Annotated in this window: 17 protein-coding genes and 1 riboswitch; of the genes, 16 read left to right on the top strand and 1 reads right to left on the bottom strand. The window is 73.9% G+C overall.

The features are described 5' to 3' along the window. Nucleotides 1-22 precede the first annotated feature (22 nt). From ACP7CD_RS00750 to ndk, 5 genes are all read left to right on the top strand, one after another. The gene (locus tag ACP7CD_RS00750) at nt 23-802 is read left to right on the top strand and encodes an SDR family oxidoreductase (protein ID WP_426118438.1); all 780 of its coding nucleotides are present in this window, start codon (nt 23-25) and stop codon (nt 800-802) included. 356 nt (nt 803-1,158) lie between these two features. Next, complete coding sequence (ileS, locus tag ACP7CD_RS00745) at nt 1,159-4,518, top strand: isoleucine--tRNA ligase (protein ID WP_426118436.1); 3,360 nt, start codon at nt 1,159-1,161, stop codon at nt 4,516-4,518. Continuing rightward, complete coding sequence (locus ACP7CD_RS00740) at nt 4,515-5,888, top strand: bifunctional folylpolyglutamate synthase/dihydrofolate synthase (RefSeq protein ID WP_426118434.1); 1,374 nt, start codon at nt 4,515-4,517, stop codon at nt 5,886-5,888. Before ileS ends, ACP7CD_RS00740 begins: the two co-directional genes overlap by 4 nt. A 65-nt stretch (nt 5,889-5,953) precedes the next feature. After that, a complete protein-coding gene (locus ACP7CD_RS00735) occupies nt 5,954-6,388 on the top strand; it encodes a DUF4233 domain-containing protein (RefSeq protein ID WP_426119027.1) in 435 nt (144 codons plus the stop codon). Between the two features lie 43 nt (nt 6,389-6,431). Beyond that, the gene (gene ndk / locus ACP7CD_RS00730; RefSeq protein WP_017834593.1) at nt 6,432-6,848 is read left to right on the top strand and encodes a nucleoside-diphosphate kinase; all 417 of its coding nucleotides are present in this window, start codon (nt 6,432-6,434) and stop codon (nt 6,846-6,848) included. A 134-nt stretch (nt 6,849-6,982) separates the two neighbouring features. On the opposite strand, the gene ACP7CD_RS00725 is transcribed toward ndk, so the two are convergent. Continuing rightward, on the bottom strand, nt 6,983-7,615 hold the full coding sequence (locus ACP7CD_RS00725) for a vitamin K epoxide reductase family protein (protein WP_035930031.1): 633 nt from the start codon (nt 7,613-7,615) through the stop codon (nt 6,983-6,985). A gap of 427 nt (nt 7,616-8,042) precedes the next feature. Here ACP7CD_RS00725 and ACP7CD_RS00720 point away from each other — a divergent pair, with 427 nt between their 5' ends. The 11 genes from ACP7CD_RS00720 (at nt 8,043) to ACP7CD_RS00670 (ending at nt 21,203) form a co-directional block, all read left to right on the top strand. Then, entirely contained in the window at nt 8,043-11,393 is a 3,351-nt protein-coding gene (locus tag ACP7CD_RS00720; RefSeq protein WP_426118432.1) for an Rne/Rng family ribonuclease, read from the top strand. A 193-nt stretch (nt 11,394-11,586) separates the two neighbouring features. Beyond that, the gene (locus tag ACP7CD_RS00715) at nt 11,587-12,321 is read left to right on the top strand and encodes a nuclear transport factor 2 family protein (RefSeq protein ID WP_426118430.1); all 735 of its coding nucleotides are present in this window, start codon (nt 11,587-11,589) and stop codon (nt 12,319-12,321) included. A 49-nt stretch (nt 12,322-12,370) separates the two neighbouring features. Continuing rightward, nucleotides 12,371-12,464, top strand: a riboswitch (TPP riboswitch). 42 nt (nt 12,465-12,506) lie between these two features. Further along, nucleotides 12,507-13,331, top strand: coding sequence for a hydroxyethylthiazole kinase (gene thiM, locus ACP7CD_RS00710; RefSeq protein ID WP_426118428.1), 825 nt, complete (start codon nt 12,507-12,509; stop codon nt 13,329-13,331). Next, nucleotides 13,328-14,011, top strand: coding sequence for a thiamine phosphate synthase (thiE, locus tag ACP7CD_RS00705; RefSeq protein WP_176337485.1), 684 nt, complete (start codon nt 13,328-13,330; stop codon nt 14,009-14,011). The genes thiM and thiE overlap by 4 nt, the downstream gene beginning before the upstream one ends. Further along, nucleotides 14,008-15,543 (top strand): bifunctional hydroxymethylpyrimidine kinase/phosphomethylpyrimidine kinase, encoded by a 1,536-nt coding sequence (locus ACP7CD_RS00700; RefSeq protein ID WP_426118425.1) that lies wholly within the window; start codon nt 14,008-14,010, stop codon nt 15,541-15,543. Before thiE ends, ACP7CD_RS00700 begins: the two co-directional genes overlap by 4 nt. Nucleotides 15,544-15,763: 220 nt before the next feature. After that, complete coding sequence (gene rplU, locus ACP7CD_RS00695; RefSeq protein ID WP_017834600.1) at nt 15,764-16,075, top strand: 50S ribosomal protein L21; 312 nt, start codon at nt 15,764-15,766, stop codon at nt 16,073-16,075. A 60-nt stretch (nt 16,076-16,135) separates the two neighbouring features. Further along, nucleotides 16,136-16,393, top strand: coding sequence for a 50S ribosomal protein L27 (gene rpmA, locus ACP7CD_RS00690; RefSeq protein WP_017834601.1), 258 nt, complete (start codon nt 16,136-16,138; stop codon nt 16,391-16,393). Nucleotides 16,394-16,535: 142 nt separating this feature from the next. Beyond that, entirely contained in the window at nt 16,536-18,095 is a 1,560-nt protein-coding gene (gene obgE, locus ACP7CD_RS00685; RefSeq protein ID WP_368828128.1) for a GTPase ObgE, read from the top strand. 127 nt (nt 18,096-18,222) lie between these two features. Continuing rightward, nucleotides 18,223-19,476, top strand: coding sequence for a glutamate 5-kinase (gene proB / locus ACP7CD_RS00680; RefSeq protein ID WP_035930013.1), 1,254 nt, complete (start codon nt 18,223-18,225; stop codon nt 19,474-19,476). Continuing rightward, nucleotides 19,473-20,831 (top strand): glutamate-5-semialdehyde dehydrogenase, encoded by a 1,359-nt coding sequence (locus tag ACP7CD_RS00675; RefSeq protein WP_426118421.1) that lies wholly within the window; start codon nt 19,473-19,475, stop codon nt 20,829-20,831. Before proB ends, ACP7CD_RS00675 begins: the two co-directional genes overlap by 4 nt. A 123-nt stretch (nt 20,832-20,954) precedes the next feature. After that, nucleotides 20,955-21,203 carry a hypothetical protein gene (locus ACP7CD_RS00670; RefSeq protein WP_017834605.1) on the top strand — a complete coding sequence of 83 codons (249 nt, stop codon included), beginning with the start codon at nt 20,955-20,957 and terminating at the stop codon, nt 21,201-21,203. The last annotated feature ends 20 nt before the right edge of the window (nt 21,204-21,223 follow it).

Here is a 21,223-nt window from a genome sequence, read left to right as displayed (position 1 = left end):
GCGCGCGGCTAGCGTGGGGCCCATGACCGATCAGCAGAACCCCACCACGCACATCGGCAGGGTCGCCGTCGTCACCGGCGCGTCGACCGGCATCGGGGAGGCCACCGCGCGCGAGCTGCGCCGGTCCGGCTGGACCGTCTACGCGGTGGCCCGCCGCGCCGAACGGCTCGAGGCCCTGGCCCGCGAGACGGGGGCCGTGCCCGCACCGTGCGACATCACCTCGGACGCCGACGTCGAGGCCCTCCGGGACCAGGTGCTGGAGGAGCAGGGCCGCGTGGACGCGCTGCTCAACATCTCCGGCGGCGCCCGCGGCACGGACCGCGTGGCCGAGGCCAGCACCGAGGACTGGGAGTGGATGTACCAGGTCAACGTGCTCGGCACGATGCGCCTGACCCGCGCCTTCCTCCCGGCGCTGCGCGCGAACGGCGAGGGCACCGTCCTGAACCTCACGTCCCTCGCCGCGCACCGGGCCTACGAGGGCGGCGGCGGCTACAACGCCGCGAAGTTCGCCGAGCGGGCCATGACGGAGGCGCTGCGGCTCGAGGAGGCCGAGCACAACGTGCGCGTCGTCGAGATCGCCCCGGGCCTCGTGCACACCCCGGAGTTCTCCCTCAACCGCCTCGGCGGGGACCAGGAGGCCGCGGAGAAGGTCTACGCGGGCGTGGACAAGCCCCTCACCTCCGAGGACGTCGCCCAGGTGTGCGCCTTCGCGGTGAACCTGCCCCACCACGTGGACCTCGACACCGTGACCATCAAGCCGGTCGCCCAGGCGGCCCCGCACAAGCTGATCCGCGGCCGGTAGCCCTCCCGGCGAACTCACCCACCCCCGCCGAGGTCGCGGCTGGCGGCCACCGGAGACCGCCGGGTCGCCGACAGCCGCAATCTCGGCGACGTCCCGGGTGGGTTAAGATGGGGGCAGTCATCACGGCGTCGATCCGGCCATCACCGGGGAGTCTTCGGAAGAACAGGGCCCCCGGGCTCCCAGTAGAACCGAACGGGTAAGCCCGTCACAGCAGTCGACGAGCGGCGGCCCGCGTCCCCCAGGGGACCGGGGCGCAAGCGAGGTGGTACCGCGTTCCGCCCCGGGCGACCGGCCGGCAGCGTCCTTGCACCCTGACCCGCACGAGCAGCACCGACGTCAGAACGAGGATGGACCCCGTGTCAGACCAGCCCGTCTACCCCAAGGCGACCACCGACCCCGCGGCCCGGGGCGTGCCCGCGGCGCCCGCGTTCCCGGCCGTGGAGGAGCGCGTCCTCGCCTACTGGGCGCAGGACCGCACGTTCCAGGCCAGCGTGGACCAGCGCGACCCCGGCCGGGAGGGCTCCAACGAGTTCGTCTTCTACGACGGCCCGCCCTTCGCCAACGGACTGCCGCACTACGGGCACCTCCTCACGGGCTACGTCAAGGACCTCGTGGCCCGCTACCAGACCCAGCGGGGCCGCCGCGTGGAGCGCCGCTTCGGCTGGGACACCCACGGCCTGCCCGCCGAGCTCGAGGCGATGAAGCAGCTCGGGATGGCGGACAAGCAGGAGATCGAGCGGATGGGCGTCGCGGCGTTCAACGACGCCTGCCGGTCCTCCGTGATGAAGTACGCCTCCGAGTGGCAGGACTACGTCACCCGCCAGGCCCGGTGGGTCGACTTCGACAACGACTACAAGACCCTCAACCCGGACTACATGGAGTCCGTGATCGCCGCGTTCAAGGCGCTCGACGACAAGGGCCTCGTCTACTCCGGCTACCGTGTCCTCCCTTACTGCTGGAAGGACGAGACCCCGCTGTCCAACCACGAGCTGCGGATGGACGACGACGTCTACCAGGACCGCCAGGACCAGACGGTGACCGTCACCTTCCCCGTGCTCGACGACGCCTCGTGGGCGGTCAGGCCCGAACTGGCCGCCGAGCTCGCCGGGGTGGAGGCCCTCGCCTGGACCACCACGCCCTGGACGCTGCCGACCAACCAGGCGATCGCCGTGGGCCCCGAGATCGTCTACGCCGTGGTCCCCGGCGCCGGCGAGCTCGAGGGCCGGCGCTTCCTGGTCGCCGAGGAGCTGCTGGGCGCCTACGCGAAGGACCTCGGCTGGGGCGAGGCCGAGGACCCGGCGGCGGCCGCGGCCGCGGCGGTGACCGCCCGGCACCGCGGGGCCGACCTCGAGGGGCTGCGCTACCAGCGGCTGTGGGACTACTTCGCGGACGCCGAGCGCTTCGGCACGGGCACGTCCTGGCAGTTCGTCGTGGCCGACTACGTCACCACCACCGACGGCACCGGGCTCGTGCACCAGGCGCCCGCCTACGGCGAGGACGACCAGAACGTCTGCGCCCGCTACGACATCCCCGTGGTGCTCTCCCTCGACGAGTCCGGGGTGTTCTACCGGCTCTTCGAGGACGAGCGGCTCGCCCCCGGCGCGCCCCTGGCCGGGATCGCCGGGCGCAACGTCTTCGACAAGGACGTGGCCCGCACGGTGGTCCGGGACCTCAGGGCCCAGGGCCGGCTGGTCCGGGAGGCCAGCTACGAGCACCCGTACCCGCACTGCTGGCGCTGCCGGAACCCGCTCATCTACCGCGCCGTGTCCTCCTGGTTCGTGGAGGTCACCCGGATCAAGGAGCGGATGGTCGAGCTCAACCAGCAGATCACCTGGATCCCGGAGAACGTCAAGGACGGCCAGTTCGGCAAGTGGCTGGAGAACGCCCGCGACTGGTCGATCTCCCGCAACCGGTACTGGGGCACGCCCATCCCGGTGTGGGAGTCCGACGACCCCGAGCACCCGCGCCGCGACGTCTACGGGTCCCTCGCCGAGCTGGAGGCCGACTTCGGCCGGCTGCCCGTCAACGACCGGGGCGAGGTCGACCTGCACCGGCCCTGGATCGACGAGCTGACCCGCCCGAACCCCGACGACCCGACCGGCGCCGCCACGATGCGGCGCGTGCCCGAGGTGCTGGACGTGTGGTTCGACTCCGGGTCGATGCCGTACGCCCAGGTGCACTACCCCATGGAGAACCGGGAGTGGTTCGAGACCCACAACCCGGGTGACTTCATCGTGGAGTACATCGGCCAGACCCGCGGCTGGTTCTACACGCTGCACATCCTGGCGACCGCGCTGTTCGACCGGCCCGCGTTCCGCAACGTCATCAGCCACGGCATCGTGCTGGGCTCGGACGGGCAGAAGATGTCGAAGTCCCTGCGCAACTACCCCGACGTCAACGAGGTCCTGGACCGGGACGGCGCGGACGCCATGCGCTGGTTCCTGATGTCCAGCCCCATCCTGCGCGGCGGGAACCTGGTGGTCACCGAGCAGAGTATCCGCGACGGCGTGCGCCAGATGATGCTGCCGCTGTGGAACGTCTACCACTTCTTCGGCCTCTACACGAACGCCGCGAACGGCGGCGCCGGCTACGAGGCCCGGACCCGCCACGACTCGGAGCACGTGATGGACCGCTTCGTGCTGGCCGCCACCGGCCGGCTCGTGACGGACGTCCAGGACGCCTTCGACCGCTACGACGTCTCCGGGGCCGCGGAGCGCCTGCGCTCCTACATGGACACCCTGACCAACTGGTACGTGCGCCGCTCCCGGGACCGGTTCTTCGACGAGGACACCGTCGCCTTCGACGTGCTGTACACCTGCCTGGAGACCGTCTGCCGGGTGGCCGCCCCGCTGCTGCCCCTGGTCGCGGAGGAGATCTGGCGCGGGCTGACCGCCGGGCGCTCCGTGCACCTGACCGACTGGCCGGACGCCTCGCTGTTCCCCGCCGACGCCGACCTGGTGGCGCGCATGGAGACGACCCGCACGATCTGCTCCAACGGCTCCGCCCTGCGCAAGGCCCACCAGCTGCGCGTGCGCCAGCCGCTGGCCGGGATGACCGTGGTGGTGCCCGGGGGCGACGAGCTCGCGGGCACCTTCGAGCGCATCGTCGCGGACGAGCTGAACCTCAAGTCGGTGACCCTGCTCGACGCCGGCCAGGCCTCCGCGGAGCAGTTCGGCATCTCCCAGCAGCTCAAGGTCAACGCCCGCGCCGCGGGACCCCGCCTGGGCAAGGGCGTGCAGGCCGTGATCAAGGCCGCGAAGTCCGGGGACTGGAGCACGGCCGAGGACGGCACCGTCACCGCCGGCGGGACGGCGCTGCAGGAGGGCGAGTACGAGCTCGAGACCGTCGTGGCGCAGGACGCCGCGGCCGGGTCCCGCGCCGTGGCGGTCCTGCCCGGCGGCGGCTTCCTCGTCCTCGACACCGAGCTCACCCCCGAGCTCGAGGCCGAGGGCACCGCCCGGGACATGGTCCGGGCGATCCAGCAGGCCCGCAAGGACGCCGCCCTCCAGGTCTCCGACCGGATCCGCACCGTCGTCACCGCCGACGAGCGGACGGTCGCCGCCCTCGAGGCGAACCGCGGGCTCGTGGCCGGCGAGACGCTCTCCGCCGAGCTCGAGCTGCGCGTGGGCGAACCGGCCGTGGCCGTGTCCGTCGTGGGCGCCCCGACCGGGGCCTCCGCCGGCACCTCCGCCGGCACCGGGGCGGTGCGGGCGTGAGCGCCCCCTTCGCCGGGACCGGTGGGGCAGGGACCGTCGAGGAGGTCTACGCCCGGCTGCTCGAGCGCGCCCCCGAGAACCGGATGGCCCCGCGCCTGGACGCGATGCGCCGGACCATGGAGGTCCTGGGGGAGCCGCAGCGCGCCGCCCCCGTGATCCACCTGACCGGCACGAACGGCAAGACCTCGACCGCCCGGATGGTGGAGGCCCTGCTGCTCGCCCACGACCTGCGGGTGGGCCGCTACACCAGCCCCCACCTCTCCCGGGTCACCGAGCGGATCAGCGTGGACGGCGCGCCCGTCGACGACGAGGCCTTCGTGCGCGTCTTCGGCGAGATCGCCCCGTACCTGGGTTTCGTGGACGCCGAGCTGGCCGAGCGTGGGGAGCCCCGGCTCAGCTACTTCGAGACCGTCACGGCGCTCGCGTTCGCGGTGTTCGCGGACGCACCGGTCGACGTCGTCGTCCTCGAGGTGGGCATCGGCGGCTCCTGGGACGCCACGAACGTGGCGGACGCCGCGGTGTCCGTGGTGACCCCGATCGACCTCGACCACACGGACCTGCTCGGCGACACGCTCGGGGAGATCGCCGCCGAGAAGTCCGGGATCCTCAAGCCGGGCGGGTTCCTCGTCTCCGCCGCGCAGGACCCGGAGGCCGCCGAGGTGCTCCTCGCCCGGGCCCGGGAGCTCGGCGTCCCGTTCCGCTTCGGCGGCGTGGAGTTCGGCGTGGAGGCGCGCGCCACGGCCGTGGGCGGTCAGGTGCTCACGCTCCAGGGCCTGGCCGGGCGGTACCCCGAGGTCCTGCTGCCGCTGTTCGGCGCCCACCAGGCGGAGAACGCGGCCCTGGCCCTCGCCGCCGTGGAGGCCTTCCTGGGCGGCGGGGAGAAGGAGCTCAACCCCGAGCTGGTCCGCACCGGGCTGGGCGCCGTCGAGTCCCCGGGACGCCTGGAGCTGGCCCGCAAGGCGCCCCCGGTGGTCCTCGACGCCGCGCACAACCCGCACGGGCTCACGGCGGCGGCGGCCGCCCTCAAGGAGGCCTTCACGTTCGGGAAGCTCAACCTCGTGGTGGGGATGCTCCGGGAGAAGGACGCCGAGGCGATGCTGCGGGTCCTGCTCGACGAGTACGAGGAGTTCCACACCGAGTTCTGGTTCACCCGGTCCTCCTCGCCCCGGGCGGTCGACCCGCAGGAGCTCGTGGAGCTCGCCGTGGACCTCGGCTTCCCGGAGGACGTGGTCCACGCCGTCCCGCAGCTCGACGACGCGATGACCGAGGCCGTCCAGGACGCCGCCGCCCGCCCGGAGTTCGACGGCGCCGTGCTGGTCACGGGCTCGATCACCGTGGTCGGCGAGGCCCGCACGCTGCTGGGGCTGTGACCGTGCCCCGCGCCCCGCACCGACCGCACCCCCCCGCAGGAGAGGACCCGTCCCACGTGGCACGCATGACCAGAGCCCAGCGCGACCGGCGCCCCGGGCAGCCCCGGCCGCGGCGCTCGATCCGCACGATGTTCGCCTCCTCGGTGCTGGTCATGGAGGCGTTCATCGCGTTCTTCGCGGCCCTCACCGCCTATGGGGTCCTCGGCCGGGAGCTCGGGGACGGGGCCCGGGCGGCGATCCTGGCCGGCGGGACCGCGCTCGCGCTGCTCCTGGGGCTGGCCCCCGCCGTGCTGGGCCGGCCCTGGGGGTACACGGTCGGCTGGGTCCTGCAGGCCGTGTTCCTGGCCACCGGCTTCGTGCTGCCCACGATGTTCTTCGTGGGCGGGCTGTCCGTGCTCGCCTGGTGGTACGCCGTGCGCACCGGGGCGCGGCTGGACCGGGAGAACGCCGCCCGCGACGCCGCCCAGGCGCAGTGGGAGCGGGAGCACCCGGACGGCTAGGCTGGGCACCGACATCCTGGACCCGCACCTCGGAAGGACCCCCATGACCACGGAACGCACCCTCGTCCTCGTCAAGCCCGACGGCGTGGCCCGCGGCCTCACCGGCGAGGTGCTCGCCCGGATCGAGGCGAAGGGCTACCGCCTCGTCGACCTGCGCCTGCTGCACGCGGAGCGCTCCGTGCTGGAGCAGCACTACGCCGAGCACCAGGGGAAGCCGTTCTACGAGCCGCTCGTCGAGTTCATGCTGAGCGGCCCGGTCGTGGCCGCCGTCGTCGAGGGCCACCGGGTGATCGAGGGCTTCCGGTCCCTGGCCGGGACCACCGAGCCGACCACCGCCGCGCCGGGCACGATCCGCGGCGACCTCGGCCGGGACTGGGGCGAGAAGGTCCAGCAGAACATCGTGCACGGCTCCGACTCCCCGGAGTCCGCCGAGCGCGAGATCGGCATCTGGTTCGCCTGAGCACTGAGCCCTGAGCCCTGAGCCCGCCGGGCCCCGGTGCGCACCGACGACGACGGCCTCCGCCCAGCACGGGCGGAGGCCGTCGTCGTCGGTGCACTGCCGCGTCCGGCGGAGCCGCACGGCACCGGGCGGGCTCAGGCCGGGAAGATGACCCCGGCGAACCGGACCAGGACGGTCCCGAAGAGCAGCACGAGCAGGGCGGCGGAGACGAACCACGCCCACTGCTCGGCGCCGCGCGCCACGCCGGCCGGCGCCGGCAGCACCCCGCCGCGCAGGTTGCGGGTCGTGGTGTGCACCAGCAGGACGGTCTGCATCACCCACACGAGCATGCAGTACAGGCACAGGGCGTTGATCTCGAAGGTGGTCTGCCACCACAGCCACAGCACGAAGACCCAGCCGAGGGTCACCCCGATCTGCAGCCCCCACCAGTACCAGGCGGCGAACCGCGCACCCGCCAGCACCGCGAGCGCCACGGCCACGACGACCGCGTAGGCGACGATGCCGATGAAGGGGTTGGGGAAGCCGAAGGCCTCCGCCTGGGGCGTGCGCATGACGGTGCCGCAGGACAGCCACGAGTTGATGTCGCAGCTGGTGCGGTGGCCGGCGTCGAGGAAGAGCTGGAGCCGCTCGTACACCAGCGTGGCGGCGCCGTAGAAGCCCAGGAGCCCGGTCACGAGGGCCACGAGGCCCCAGCGCCGGTCGGCGCGGGCGTCCGGGCCGCGGGACACGGCGGGGGAGTCGTCGAGGCGGGGCGGAGTGGAGGTCACACGCCGATCCTAGGCGATGCCCCCTGATGCTCCCCGGGGGCTCTCCCGGCCCCGTGCCCGCGGGTTGCGGGCCGTGACGGAGCCAATCCGGCCCGCACCGGGGCGTCTGTGAGATACTGGCCACGGTCGAGCCCGCCCGTACGCGGGATCTCGGCCCAGTCGGACTTCGACCCCAGGTCGGCAGGACCCGCGGCTCTCATCGGATTGAGCGCGTCCGCCGCCGGCCCAAGACCGTTGCCCTCGTGAGCAGCGGCTCGAAGCCCCGGACTGGCTCGCTGCCGTCCCCGCCCGTTCGCGAGGTGTGCGGGACGCGACGGGTACGCACAGGACTTCTGGCCGCCGCGTGGACCCCCACCGGCGATACGCCGACCAAGCAGCTGCGGGGACCGGGTACGGACGGCGTACCGCGGCAGGAGCACAGCTGTATATGGATGCCGAACAGGTGAACCAGGCCGGGGCGCAGGACGCCCTGGACGCTGGTCAGCAGAACACATCGCACGACGCCCGCCGGGACCTCCCGGTGGCGGAGGCAACGGTGCAGGACACCGCCCCCGAGACCCCGGGCCACGTGCCCGGGGAGCCGTCGGAGGACGCGCCGGCCGTGCCGGACGCCGCCCCCGAGGTCTCGGGCCACGTGCCCGAGGAGCCGTCGGAGGACGCGCGTCCCGCGCCGGACGCCGTCCCAGAGGCCGGGCCCGGCACGCCGGGCGAGGTTCCCGGCGAGCCTTCGGAGACCGTGCCGTCCGCGCCGGCCACCGGCGACGCCGCGGGGACCGACACCCTCGACGTCGCGCCCGGGACCGCGGTCCCCGGCGACGAGCGCCCCGGTGCGGTGGCCGAGGAGGCCGTCGCGCCCGCGAACCCCGCGCCCGGCACGCCCGGCGCGGAGGAGGCCGCCGAGGGCGTCGAGCCCGCCGGCGAGACCGAGGACCTGGGTCCCGGGGCCCAGGCGCCGGCCGGAGCCGGGCAGGACTCCGCCCCGTCCGCCGAGGACGACGAGGCGGACACCGACGACGGCGCGGACACCGAGGACGAGGACACCGACGACGACGGGGAGCCGCGCACGGCGCTGGCCGCCGCGGTGACGGCGACCTCTCTCATGTTTCACGCCCCGGACCTCGACGAGCTGCGCGAGGCCGCTCAGCAGCGCGCCGCCCGCCGCCGGGAGGCGCGGCGCCGCCAGCAGGAGGAGAACGCCTCCGCCGAGGACCCGGGCGACGGTCCCGAGGAGCCGGACACGGCGGAGCTCGCCGACGAGGGCGAGGAGGCCGGCCAGGGGACCGGCGGGAGCGCCACCAGCCGCCGCCGTCGGCGCCGCCGCCGCGGCGAGGTCGACATGGAGCTCGTGGGCGGCAGCGACGACGACCCGCCCAACACGGTGACCCGGGTCCGGGCGCCCCGCGCCGCGGAGACCGCCACGGTCGACGAGGTCGTGGCCGTGAAGGGCTCCACGCGGCTCGAGGCCAAGAAGCAGCGCCGGCGCGAGTCCCGCCAGACGGGCCGCCGCCGCCAGGTGATCACCGAGGCCGAGTTCCTGGCCCGCCGCGAGTCGGTCGAGCGGCAGATGCTGGTCCGGCAGAAGGACAACCGGATCCAGATCGGCGTCCTCGAGGACGGCGTCCTGGCCGAGCACTTCGTCTCGCACACCCAGCAGGACTCCCTGATCGGCAACGTCTACGTGGGCAAGGTGCAGAACGTGCTGCCGTCCATGGAGGCCGCGTTCATCGACATCGGCCGGGGCCGCAACGCCGTGCTCTACGCCGGCGAGGTCAACTGGGACGCGTCGCGGCTCGAGGGCGGGCCGCGCCGGATCGAGGTCGCGCTGAAGTCCGGGGACTCGGTCCTGGTGCAGGTCACCAAGGACCCGGTGGGGCACAAGGGCGCCCGGCTCACGAGCCAGATCTCCCTGCCCGGCCGGTACCTGGTCTACGTCCCGGGCGGGTCGATGACCGGGATCTCCCGGAAGCTGCCCGACGTGGAGCGCGCCCGGCTGAAGAAGATCCTCAAGGACCGTCTGCCGGACGGGGCGGGCGTCATCGTGCGCACCGCCGCCGAGGGGGCCTCCGAGCAGGAGCTCACCCACGACATCAACCGGCTGCGCGCCCAGTGGGAGCAGATCCAGGAGCGGGCCGGGTCGACCAGGACGCTCGCGCCCGAGATGCTCTACGCGGAGCCGGACCTCACGATCAAGACGGTGCGCGACGTCTTCAACGAGGACTTCACCACCATGGTCGTCCAGGGCGACGAGGCGTGGGACAACATCGAGGCGTACGTGACCTACGTCGCACCGGACCTGCTCGACCGGCTCAAGAAGTGGGACGAGGACGAGGACCTGTTCGTGAACTACCGCGTGGAGGAACAGATCCAGAAGGCACTCGAGCGCAAGGTCTTCCTGCCCTCGGGCGGCTCCCTCGTCATCGACCGCACCGAGGCGATGACGGTGGTCGACGTGAACACCGGCAAGTTCACCGGCTCCGGGGGCAACCTCGAGGAGACCGTGACCAAGAACAACCTGGAGGCGGCCGAGGAGATCGTCCGGCAGCTGCGGCTGCGGGACATCGGCGGGATCATCGTGATCGACTTCATCGACATGGTCCTCGAGTCCAACCGGGACCTCGTGCTGCGCCGGCTGGTGGAGTGCCTGGGCCGGGACCGCACCAAGCACCAGGTGGCGGAGGTGACCTCGCTGGGCCTCGTGCAGATGACCCGCAAGCGCATGGGAACCGGCCTGCTGGAGGTGTTCTCCGAGCCGTGCGAGCACTGCGCCGGCCGCGGCGTGGTGGTCCACGACCACCCGCTCGAGGGCCGCTCCGGCGGCGCCACGAGCGAGTCCCGCGACCAGCGGCCGAACCGCACGGAGCGCAAGCGCGGCCGCGGGGGCCGCAACGAGCAGCAGCCCGCCCGGACGGAGCAGCGCTCCGCCGAGGCCGATCCCGCGGAGAAGGCCAAGGCCGAGGCCGCGCGGACGGCGTTCGCGACGATCGCCGCCGCCACCCACCACGAGGAGGCGGCCGCGGACGAGCCGGAGCGCGCCGAGGAGGCCGCCCAGCCGGCGGAGTCCCGGCCCGAGGGCTCGGGGCGCTCCCGGAAGAAGCGCCGCGGCAAGCGCAGCCGCGGACGCGGCCAGGGCGGGGACACCGCCGCCGAGCAGCAGCCGGAGGAGGGGGAGGACACCGCCCCCGCCGCCCCGGAGCAGCTCCCCGCCGAGGGGGCGCCGGGCGAGCAGGGCTCGCGCCTGACCATCAACGGCGAGGTCATCGAGCTGCCGCAGGGCCACGCCGTGGTCGTCGAGCCCGCCGAGGCCCGGCCGCTGAGCCTGGACTCCCTCGCGGAGGTCTTCGGGCAGCGGGGACCGGATGCCGGCTCCGCCGCCCCGGAGGCCGCCGCCGAGGCGGTCACCGGTGCGGATGACGCCGCGGAGGGGGCCACCGCCGCGGCGGAGGCCCCGGCCCAGGAGAGCACGGCACAGGAGCGCACGGCACAGGAACGCACGGAGCGGCAGGCGCCCGCTCCCGCCTCGGCGGTTGCCGCGGAGCAGGCGGACGTCGAGCCCGTGCGGCCCCGGCGGCGCTCCCGGCGGGCCTCGGCCCCGACGGCGCGGCCCGGCGAGGCCGAGGTGACCGCCGGCCGGGCGGCCGCCGCGGAGGGCGCCCGGCACGAGGCGAGGACCGTCGCCCAGCGCGCCCCGGAGGACCCCTCCCGCCGGGCGCCGACCGTCGTCGGCGTCGGCGTCAAGGCCGAGGACCTCACCAGCGGCCGGCCCGCCGACCGGGGCTGATCCGCCCCGCCGAGCAGCACCACGGAGGACCCCGACCGGCACGGTCGGGGTCCTCCGTCGTCGCGGACCGTCACGGACCGCCCCGGCCTGCCCGCCCTCCGCGCGGCGGCGTACCGTGGTGCGCACCACAGCACACCCGGGGCCGCCGTCCCGTCCGCCGGGAGAGCGGCCGCCCGTTCCAGGGAGCATCGCCATGACCAGTGCAGACACCATCCGCACCACCGGCACGGAACTGTTCGTCCACCGGGATCCGTCGGCCGTGGACCGTCACTACACGGAGGACTTCGTCCAGCACTCGCCGCTCGCGCCGAACGGGCGCGAGGGTCTCAGGCAGTTCGTGCAGAGCATGCCCGACGACTTCCGCGTGGACATGGTCCGGATGCTCGACGACCACGGGACGGTGGCCGTCCACTCGGTGTACGAAGGGCTCGGTCCGGAGCCGCTGGTCGGCTTCGACGTCTTCCGGGTGGAGGACGGACGGATCGCCGAGCACTGGGACGTCCTCGAGCCCCTGCGCACGGGCCCCGACGGCGCCCGCCCCCAGCTCGACGGTCCCGTCGCGGTCACGGACCACGAGCGGACGCAGGACAACAAGCGCATCGCCGCCGAGTGGGTCGAGGCCGCCCTCGTCGGGGGCGACCGCCACGCCGTCCAGGACCACATGAGCCCCCGGGGCTGCACCGAGCACACCGGCGGCACGCCGGACGGCCCGCAGCCCGCGTACCAGCGGCTGCGCCGCGTGGTCGGCGAGGGGAACTTCGTGCTGACCGTCGCGGAGGCCGTTCCCGGAGGGAGCCGCGACGGAGAATCCACCGGAACGGTCGCCTGCTACGACCTCTGGCGCCTCGACGACGGCCGGATCGCGGAGCACTGGGGCGTCGCGCAGCCGGTGCCCGAGCGGATGGCGCACGCCAACGGCATGTTCTGATCCCGTGCGGGGTCCGTGCCGACTCCCGCACGACGACTAGACTGGCAGGACACCAGACACGGGGTGCCGCACGAGCGGCTGAGAACACACCCGTCGAACCTGATCTAGCCAGTACTAGCGAAGGGATGTCGCAGATGCGCGATGCCGTACCCCCGTCCGACCGCACACCAGGACCCGGGAGGCCGGTGCCGCTGGACCCCGCGCTCGCCGAGGACGCCGCCGCGGCCCTGGCGGACCTGCGCGCCGTGGCGCCGCTGGTGCAGTGCATCACCAACGCCGTGGTCACCAACTTCACCGCCAACGTGCTGCTCGCCGTGGGCGCGTCCCCGGCGATGACCGACATCCAGGGCGAGGGCGGGGTCTTCGCGGAGCTCGCCGACGGCCTCCTCGTCAACACCGGCACGCCCACCGCCGAGCAGCGCGGCGCCGCCTACGAGGCCGTCGGGGCCCGGCGCCGCGCGGGCCGGGCCTGGGTCCTGGACCCGGTGGCGGTGGGTGCCCTGCCCGTGCGCACGGCGCTGGCCCGCGACCTGCTCGGGTTCGAGCCGGCGATCGTGCGCGGCAACGCCTCCGAGGTCATCGCCCTCGCCGGCGGCGCCGGCGGCCGCGGCACGGACGCGACCCACGGCGTCGACGCGGCCCGAGACGCCGCCGCCGCGCTCGCCGAGCGGGCCGGCTCGGCGGTGGCCGTGTCCGGGCCTGTGGACCTCGTGCGCTCCCCGGACGGCACGGTGGTCCGGGTGCCGCACGGCACGCCCCTGCTGACCCGCATCACCGGCGGCGGGTGCGCCCTGGGCGCCCTCATGGCGGCGTTCACCGCCGTGCGCACGGACCCGGCCGCCGCGGCGGTGGCCGCCACCACGGTGTACACCCTCGCGGCCGAGGACGCGGCCGCCGACTCCGCCGGGCCCGGCTCCTTCGCCGTGGCGCTGCTGGACCGGCTGCACGCCGTCACCCCGGAGGGGATCGCCGCCCGGGCGGAGCTCGTGCGCGAGGAGGTCGCCCGGTGAGCCCGCGCCTCGACCCCGCGGCCCTGGCCCTGCACCTGGTGACGGACACCGCCCTGAGCGCCCCCCGGACGGTCCCGGACGTCGTGGCCGCCGCCGTGCGCGGGGGAGCCACCATGGTCCAGGTGCGGGAGAAGGACGCCCCGGTCCGCGAGCTCGTCGCCCTGCTGACGGCCGTGGCCGAGCGCGTGGGCCGGGAGGTGCCCGTGCTCGTGGACGACCGCGCCGACGTGTACCTCGCCGCCCGCGCGGCCGGCGCCCCCGTGGCCGGCGTGCACGTGGGCCAGTCGGACCTGCCCGTGGCGCTCGCCCGGGAGATCTGCGGCCCGCAGGCCGTGCTCGGCCTCAGCGCCGCCACGGCGGAGGAGCTCGATGCCGCCGCCGCGCTGCCGGCCGGGACGGTCGACTACCTGGGCGTCGGGGCGGTGCGGGCGACCCGCACCAAGCCCGACCACCCCGAGCCGCTGGGCGTCGAGGGCTTCGCCCGCGCCGCGGCCCGCACGGCCCTGCCCTGCCTGGCCATCGGCGGGGTGCGGGTCGAGGACGCCCCCGGCCTGCGCGCCGCCGGCGCCGCGGGGCTGGCCGTGGTCTCCGGGATCTGCGCCGACCCGGACCCCGCCGCCGCGGCCGCCCGCTACCTGCGGGCCTTCGCCGCCGTGCCCGCCGGGGAGGTGGCCCCGTGACCGCCCGCGTGCCCCGCGTCCTGGCCATCGCCGGCACCGACCCCACGGGTGGCGCCGGCCAGCACGCGGACCTCAAGTCGATCGCCGCGATGGGCGGCTACGGGATGAGCGCCGTCACCGCCGTCGTCGTGCAGAACACCGTGGGCGTGCGCGACATCCACGTCCCGCCGGTCGAGTTCCTCTCGGCACAGCTGGACGCGGTCGCCGAGGACGTCGAGATCGACGCCGTCAAGATCGGGATGCTCGGGTCCGTGCCGGTCATCGAGGCCGTCACGCGGTGGCTCGGGACCCACCGGCCGCCGGTCGTGGTCCTGGACCCCGTCATGGTCGCGACCTCCGGGGGCCGCCTGCTGGAGCGCGAGGCCGAGGACGCCCTGCGCGCGATGCTCGGCCTCGCCGACCTGATCACCCCGAACCTGCAGGAGCTCGCCGTGCTCGCCGGGGAGGACACGGCGTCGTCGTGGGACGAGGCCCTCGCGCAGGGCCACCGCGTGGCCCGCGCCCACGGCACGCTGGTGCTCGTCAAGGGCGGGCACCTCACGGGGGACCGGACGCCCGACGCGCTTGTGGGCCCGGACGCCCCCGAGCCCCTCGTGGCGTTCGACGGCGCCCGCGTGCCCACCGAGAACTCCCACGGCACCGGGTGCTCCCTCTCCTCGGCCCTGGCCACCCTCCAGGCCCGGCACGGGGACTGGCCCCGGAGCCTGCGGATCGCCCGGGACTGGCTGCGCGGCGCCCTCGAGGCCGCCGGGGACCTCGAGGTCGGCCACGGCAGCGGGCCCGTCCACCACTTCCACCACGTCCAGGACGCCCTCGAGAGCTGGGGCACGGGCCCGGAGCGGTTCACCGACGAGCTGTGGGAGGCCTCCGCGGCCGTGCGGCGGGAGATCGAGGAGCTCGAGTTCGTCCGCCTCCTCGGGGACGGCCGGCTCGAGCCGGACCGCTTTCTCGCCTACCTCGACCAGGACCTGCAGTACCTCGACGGCTACAGCCGGGCGCTGGCCCTGCTGGCCGCCAGGGCGCCCGACGAGGAGCAGCGGCTGTTCTTCGCGGCCGGCGCCGTGTCCTGCACCGAGACCGAGGCGCAGCTGCACCGGGCCCGGCTGCGGCACGCCGGGGACGGCGGCGCCCGGGCCGGCGGTGCCCGGGACGGTCTCGGCGAGGTGACGCGGCGCTACACCTCGTTCCTGCTCGCGGCCACCGCCGCGGAGCCCTACCCGGTGGGCCTGGCCGCCGTGCTGCCGTGCTACTGGGTCTACGCGGACGTGGGCCGGCACCTGAACGAGCTCGCCGCGGCCGACGGGACCGACGGGCACCCCTACGCGGACTGGCTGGCCACGTACGCGGACGAGGGGTTCCAGGAGGCCACCCGCACGGCCCGCCGGCTGCTCGACGACGCCGCCCGGGCGGCCCCGGCGGACGTCCGGGCGAGGATGCGGGAGGTGTTCCTGGAGGCCTGCGCGCTCGAGCGGGACTTCTTCGCCGCGCCGGTGGCGGAGCGCCGGTTGGCGGGCGCTGACCGGATCGAGTAGTCTTGATCTTCGGTGCCCTGCCGGTGCGCGCGTGTAAAAACTCGACACCCCACCTGGCGGCACATGCGGGTGCAGTTCCTGAATTGCGGCGAACCTGCGCTGACCTCGGCCTAGTCCCACGGGCCGGTCACCGTCAGCTCGTCTCAACGTCGTTGGTCCTGACAGGTATGCGCTCGACCCACACTGTTTACACATGACGTCGAGAGAAGTGAGTTCCCAAGTGGTGTACGCGATTGTCCGCGCTGGCGGCCGCCAGGAAAAGGTTTCCGTCGGAGACCTCGTTACCCTTGACCGCGTCGCCGGCGGAGCAGGCAGCACCATCGAGCTCCCTGCCCTGCTGCTGGTCGACGGGGACAAGATCACCTCGGATGCCCAGACCCTGGCGAGCGTCAAGGTCACGGCCGAGATCGTCGAGAACCTCCGCGGTCCCAAGATCTCCATCCAGAAGTTCAAGAACAAGACCGGCTACAAGAAGCGCCAGGGCTTCCGTGCCGAGCTGACCACCGTGAAGGTGACCGGCATCGACGCCTGACCGGCCCGGTCCCCGTCCAGACTCCACCAGCCAGTAAAGACCCGAAGGTAGGCACACCTCATGGCACACAAGAAGGGCGCGAGCTCCACTCGCAACGGTCGCGACTCCAACGCGCAGTACCTCGGCGTGAAGCGCTTCGGCGGCCAGACCGTCAACGCCGGCGAGATCCTCGTCCGGCAGCGCGGCACGCACTTCCACCCCGGCCTCAACGTCGGCCGCGGTGGCGACGACACCCTGTTCGCCCTGGCCGCCGGTCAGGTCGAGTTCGGCACCCGCCGGGGCCGCAAGGTCGTCAACATCCAGGCTGCCGCAGAGTAGTCCACAGGGCCGGCGCTGCCGGCCCCGGTGCGGGTCACGACCCGCACCACCCATGTTTGGTCTGTAGAGGGTGGGTGCGTCCAGCGCCCGCCCTCTACAGTCTTAACGTGGCCCGTCCGTTCTTGAACCAGAGGAGTTCCCCGTGGCCAGTTTCGTCGACCGCGTCGTCCTGCACGTCTCCGGCGGCTCCGGCGGGCACGGCTGCGTGTCCATCCGCCGCGAGAAGTTCAAGCCGCTCGGCGGTCCGGACGGCGGCAACGGGGGGGACGGCGGCAGCGTGGTGCTGCGCGTGGACGGCCAGACCACCACGCTGCTGAACTACCACCACGCCCCGCACCAGTCCGCCCCCAACGGCGGACCAGGCAAGGGCGACCTCCGCCACGGGCACAAGGGCGAGGACCTCGTGCTTTCCGTCCCCGACGGCACCGTGGTCAAGGACCAGGACGGCAACGTCCTGGCCGACCTCGTGGGCCAGGGCTCCGAGTTCGTGGCCGCCCCCGGCGGGCAGGGCGGGCTGGGCAACGCCGCGCTGGCCTCGGTCAAGCGCAAGGCCCCCGGCTTCGCGCTCCTCGGCACGCCGGGCTCGGCCCGGGACGTGGTCCTGGAGCTGAAGTCCATCGCCGACATCGCGCTGGTCGGCTACCCCTCCGCCGGCAAGTCCAGCCTGATCGCCGCGATCAGCGCCGCCCGCCCCAAGATCGCCGACTACCCGTTCACCACGCTCGTTCCGAACCTCGGCGTGGTGGAGGCCGGGGACGTGCGCTACACCGTGGCGGACGTCCCGGGCCTGATCCCCGGCGCCTCCGAGGGCAAGGGCCTGGGGCTGGAGTTCCTCCGCCACGTCGAGCGCTGCGCCGCCCTCGTGCACGTCCTCGACTGCGCCACCCTCGAGCCCGGGCGGGACCCGGTCTCCGACCTCGAGACGATCGAGGCGGAGCTCGCCGGCTACGCCGTCGACGGCGACCTCGACGGCGGCCAGGCGGTGCCGCTCAACGACCGGCCCCGGCTCGTGGTGCTGAACAAGATCGACGTCCTCGAGGCCCGGGAGCTCGCCGAGTTCGTGCGGCCCGAGCTCGAGTCCCGCGGCTACCGCGTGTTCGAGATCTCCACCGCCTCCCACGAGGGGCTGCGGGCGCTGACCTTCGCCATGGGCGAGGTCGTGCAGGAGGCCCGGGCGACCCGCCCCGCCCCGGCGGAGGCCCCGCGGGTCGTGCTGCGACCCAAGGGGGTGCGCGGGCCCGAGTTCACCATCACCCGGGAGGAGCGCAACCTCGAGCCGCTGTGGCACGTGCGCGGCGACAAGCCCGACCGGTGGATCCTGCAGACCGACTTCAACAACGAGGAGGCCGTCGGCTACCTCGCCGACCGGCTCGCGAAGCTCGGTGTCGAGACGGAGCTGTTCAAGCAGGGCGCCCGGCCCGGCGACGCCGTGCTCATCGGTCCCGAGGACGACGGCGTGGTCTTCGACTGGGAGCCCACGATGGTCGGCGGCGCCGAGCTGCTGGCCGGGCCCCGCGGCACCGACCTGCGCTTCGCGGACATCGACCGTCCCACCCGCGAGCAGAAGCGCCAGCAGTACCAGGACCGCAAGGACGCCAAGGCCGCCGCCCGCGCCGAGCTCGAGGCCGAGCGCTCCGCCGGGGTGTGGACCGAGTCGGTCGACGCCCGGCGCGGCGAGGCCCCGGCCGGCACCGACGACTGAGCCCGCCTGCGGGGCGGACCGCGGCCGCACGTGCCGGACGCCCCGCGGCCACCACCCGACGACCGACCCGACACACCGACTGACCCGACACACCGACGACGCCCACCGGACGAGGGAGACGCCCAGGATGAACGAGCAGACGAACGAGATCGACGTCGAGCAGCTCGAGGAGGTCGCGGAGAAGTCCGCGGTCCAGCTCAGCAGCGAGAACCGCGGCAAGAACCGGCGCAGCCCCATCGAGCGCCGCGAGGACATCCCGCGCGCCCACCGCGTGGTCGTCAAGGTCGGCTCCTCCTCGCTGACGTCCATCGAGAGCTCGATCGACGAGCAGGCCGTGCGGATGATCGTCGACGCCCTCGGCGAGACGAAGGCCCGCGGCATCGAGCTCGTCTTCGTGTCCTCGGGCGCCATCACGGCCGGCCTGGCGCCCCTGGGCCTGTCCCGGCGGCCGAAGAACCTGGCCGGCAAGCAGGCAGCCGCCGCCGTGGGCCAGGGCCTGCTCATGGGCCGCTACATCGAGTCCTTCGCCCGCTACGGCGTCACGGTGGGCCAGGTCCTGGTCACCGCCGAGGACCTGATGCGGCGCAGCCACTACAAGAACACCCACCGCCAGATCGAACGGCTCCTGGACTTCGGCGTGCTGCCCATCGTCAACGAGAACGACGCCGTGTCCAGCCAGGAGATCAAGTTCGGCGACAACGACCGGATCGCCGCCCTGATCGCCCACCTGATCAAGGCCGACGTCCTGCTGCTGCTCTCCGACGTCGACGCCCTGTACACCATGGACCCCCGCAAGGGCGGGGAGCGGATCCCGGTGGTGAACGACCCCATCAAGGACCTCGAGGGCGTGCAGATCGGGTCGGTCGGCCGCGCCGGCGTCGGCTCCGGCGGCATGGTCACCAAGGTCCAGGCGGCCCGGATCGCCGCGGCCTCGGGCATCCCCGCGCTCGTCACCTCGGCCCAGAACATCACCCGCGCCCTGGACGGCGAGGACGTCGGCACCTGGTTCGCGACCTCCGGCGGGCGGCGCAACGTCCGGCTGCTGTGGCTGGCCCACCTAGCGGACATCAAGGGCTCCCTGACCCTCGACCCGGGCGCCGTCGAGGCGATCCGCGACCGCAACTCGCTGCTGGCCGCCGGGGTCACCGGCGTGTCCGGGACGTTCGAGGCGGGGGAGCCCGTCTCGCTGCGGGACCAGGAGGGCAAGGAGATCGCCCACGGGCTCAGCAACTACTCCTCGGACGAGATCCCGCCGATGCTCGGCAAGTCCACCTCCGTGCTGGCGGAGGAGCTCGGGGACGACTACAGCCGGGAGCTCGTGCACGTGGACAACCTCGTGGTCCTGCGCGCCCGCGGCGCACGGACTAAACTGAAGAAATGACTTCCGCCGCACACGATTCCGTGACCACCGACGAAGCCACCCGCACGACCGGCAAGGCGGTCGTGACCGACACCGGCGTCATCGCCACCTTCGGGGAGGACCCCGTCGTCGGCGTCGCCGCGATGGCCGACGACGCCCGGGACTCCGCCCGCGTCCTGGGCCGCGCCACCCGGGCCTGGAAGGACCGGGCGCTGCTCGCCATCGCCGACCGCATCGAGCGCAAGCAGGACGTGGTGCTCGCCGCGAACGCCAAGGACCTCGAGCGCGGCCGCGTAAACGGGACCTCCACGGCCCTCCTGGACCGGCTCAAGCTGGACGCCGAGCGGATCACCGGCCTGGCCGAGAGCCTGCGCGAGCTCGCCGCGCTGCCCGACCCCGTGGGCGGGTTCGTCCGCGGCAGCACCCTGCCCAACGGGCTGCGGATGCGCCAGGTGCGCGTGCCGATGGGCGTGGTCGGCGCCATCTACGAGGCCCGCCCCAACGTGACCGTGGACATCGCCGGGATCGCCCTGAAGTCCGGCAACGCGGTGCTGCTGCGCGGCGGGTCGGCCGCGGAGGAGTCCAACCGGGCCCTCGTGGGCATCATCCGGGACTCCCTGGCCGACGTGAAGCTGCCCGTGGACTGCGTCCAGAGCGTCGACGAGTACGGCCGCGAGGGCGCGAACGCGCTCATGGCGGCCCGCGGGAAGGTCGACGTCCTCATCCCGCGCGGCGGGCACGGCCTGATCCAGTCCGTCGTCCAGAACGCCAAGGTCCCCGTCATCGAGACCGGCGAGGGCAACGTCCACCTCTTCGTCGACCACTCGGCGTCGAAGAAGATGGCCGTGGACGTGGTCGTCAACTCCAAGACGCACCGCACGAGCACGTGCAACACCACGGAGACCCTGCTGCTGCACCGCGAGTTCGAGCACGGGGCCGCCGTGCTCGCGGCCCTCGACCGGGCCGGCGTCACGCTGCACGTGGACGAGCGGGCCGAGGCCCTGCTGCCGGCCGGCAGCCACCACCTGCGCGCCACCGACGAGGACTGGGGCACCGAGTACCTGTCCATGGACCTGGCCGTGAAGGTGGTGGACTCCCTGGACGAGGCGCTCCAGCACATCGACCGGTGGTCCACCCGGCACACCGAGGCGATCGTGACCAACGACCTCGCGTCCGCCGAGCGGTTCGTCGCCGAGATCGACGCCGCCGCGGTCATGGTCAACGCCTCCACCCGCTTCACCGACGGGGGCCAGCTGGGCCTCGGCGCCGAGATCGGCATCTCCACCCAGAAGATGCACGCTCGCGGACCCATGGGCCTGGAGGAGCTGACCACCACCAAGTGGATCGTCCAGGGCGACGGGCACGTCCGCGCCTGAGCCACGGACGCGGCGGGCCCGCCGCGGATTCAGTACGATGAGAGCCGTCCGGGCCCGCCCGGCCGAGGCGGCAGGGCCGTCCACCGACCACCCGCCGCCACGCCGGCGACAGAAGGGATCCCCATGTTCCAGCAGACCGTCACCACCGTCCTCGCAGCCGCCGAGGGCGGGCACGCCGCCGCCGAGGCCGGAGTTCCCCCGTGGGTCTGGGGCGCCTCCGTGTTCGTCGTGCTCATCGGCCTCATGGTGGTGACGCTCTCCTTCGCGAACCGGGGCCTCAGCCCGGAGGTCGGCCAGCACCAGGACCCCGCCGACCTGCCCGCGGACGAGCGCGCCATGCTCGACGAGTACGCGGCCAAGCGCCACGGCTGAGCCGGGGAACCCCACCGTCG

It is taken from the genome of Kocuria sp. LHG3120, from assembly GCF_049897445.1.
GTDB classification, from domain to species: Bacteria; Actinomycetota; Actinomycetes; order Actinomycetales; family Micrococcaceae; genus Kocuria; species Kocuria rosea.
The sequence above is the reverse complement of the archived record's forward strand: the minus strand, read 5'-3'. Positions and strand labels throughout refer to the sequence as shown.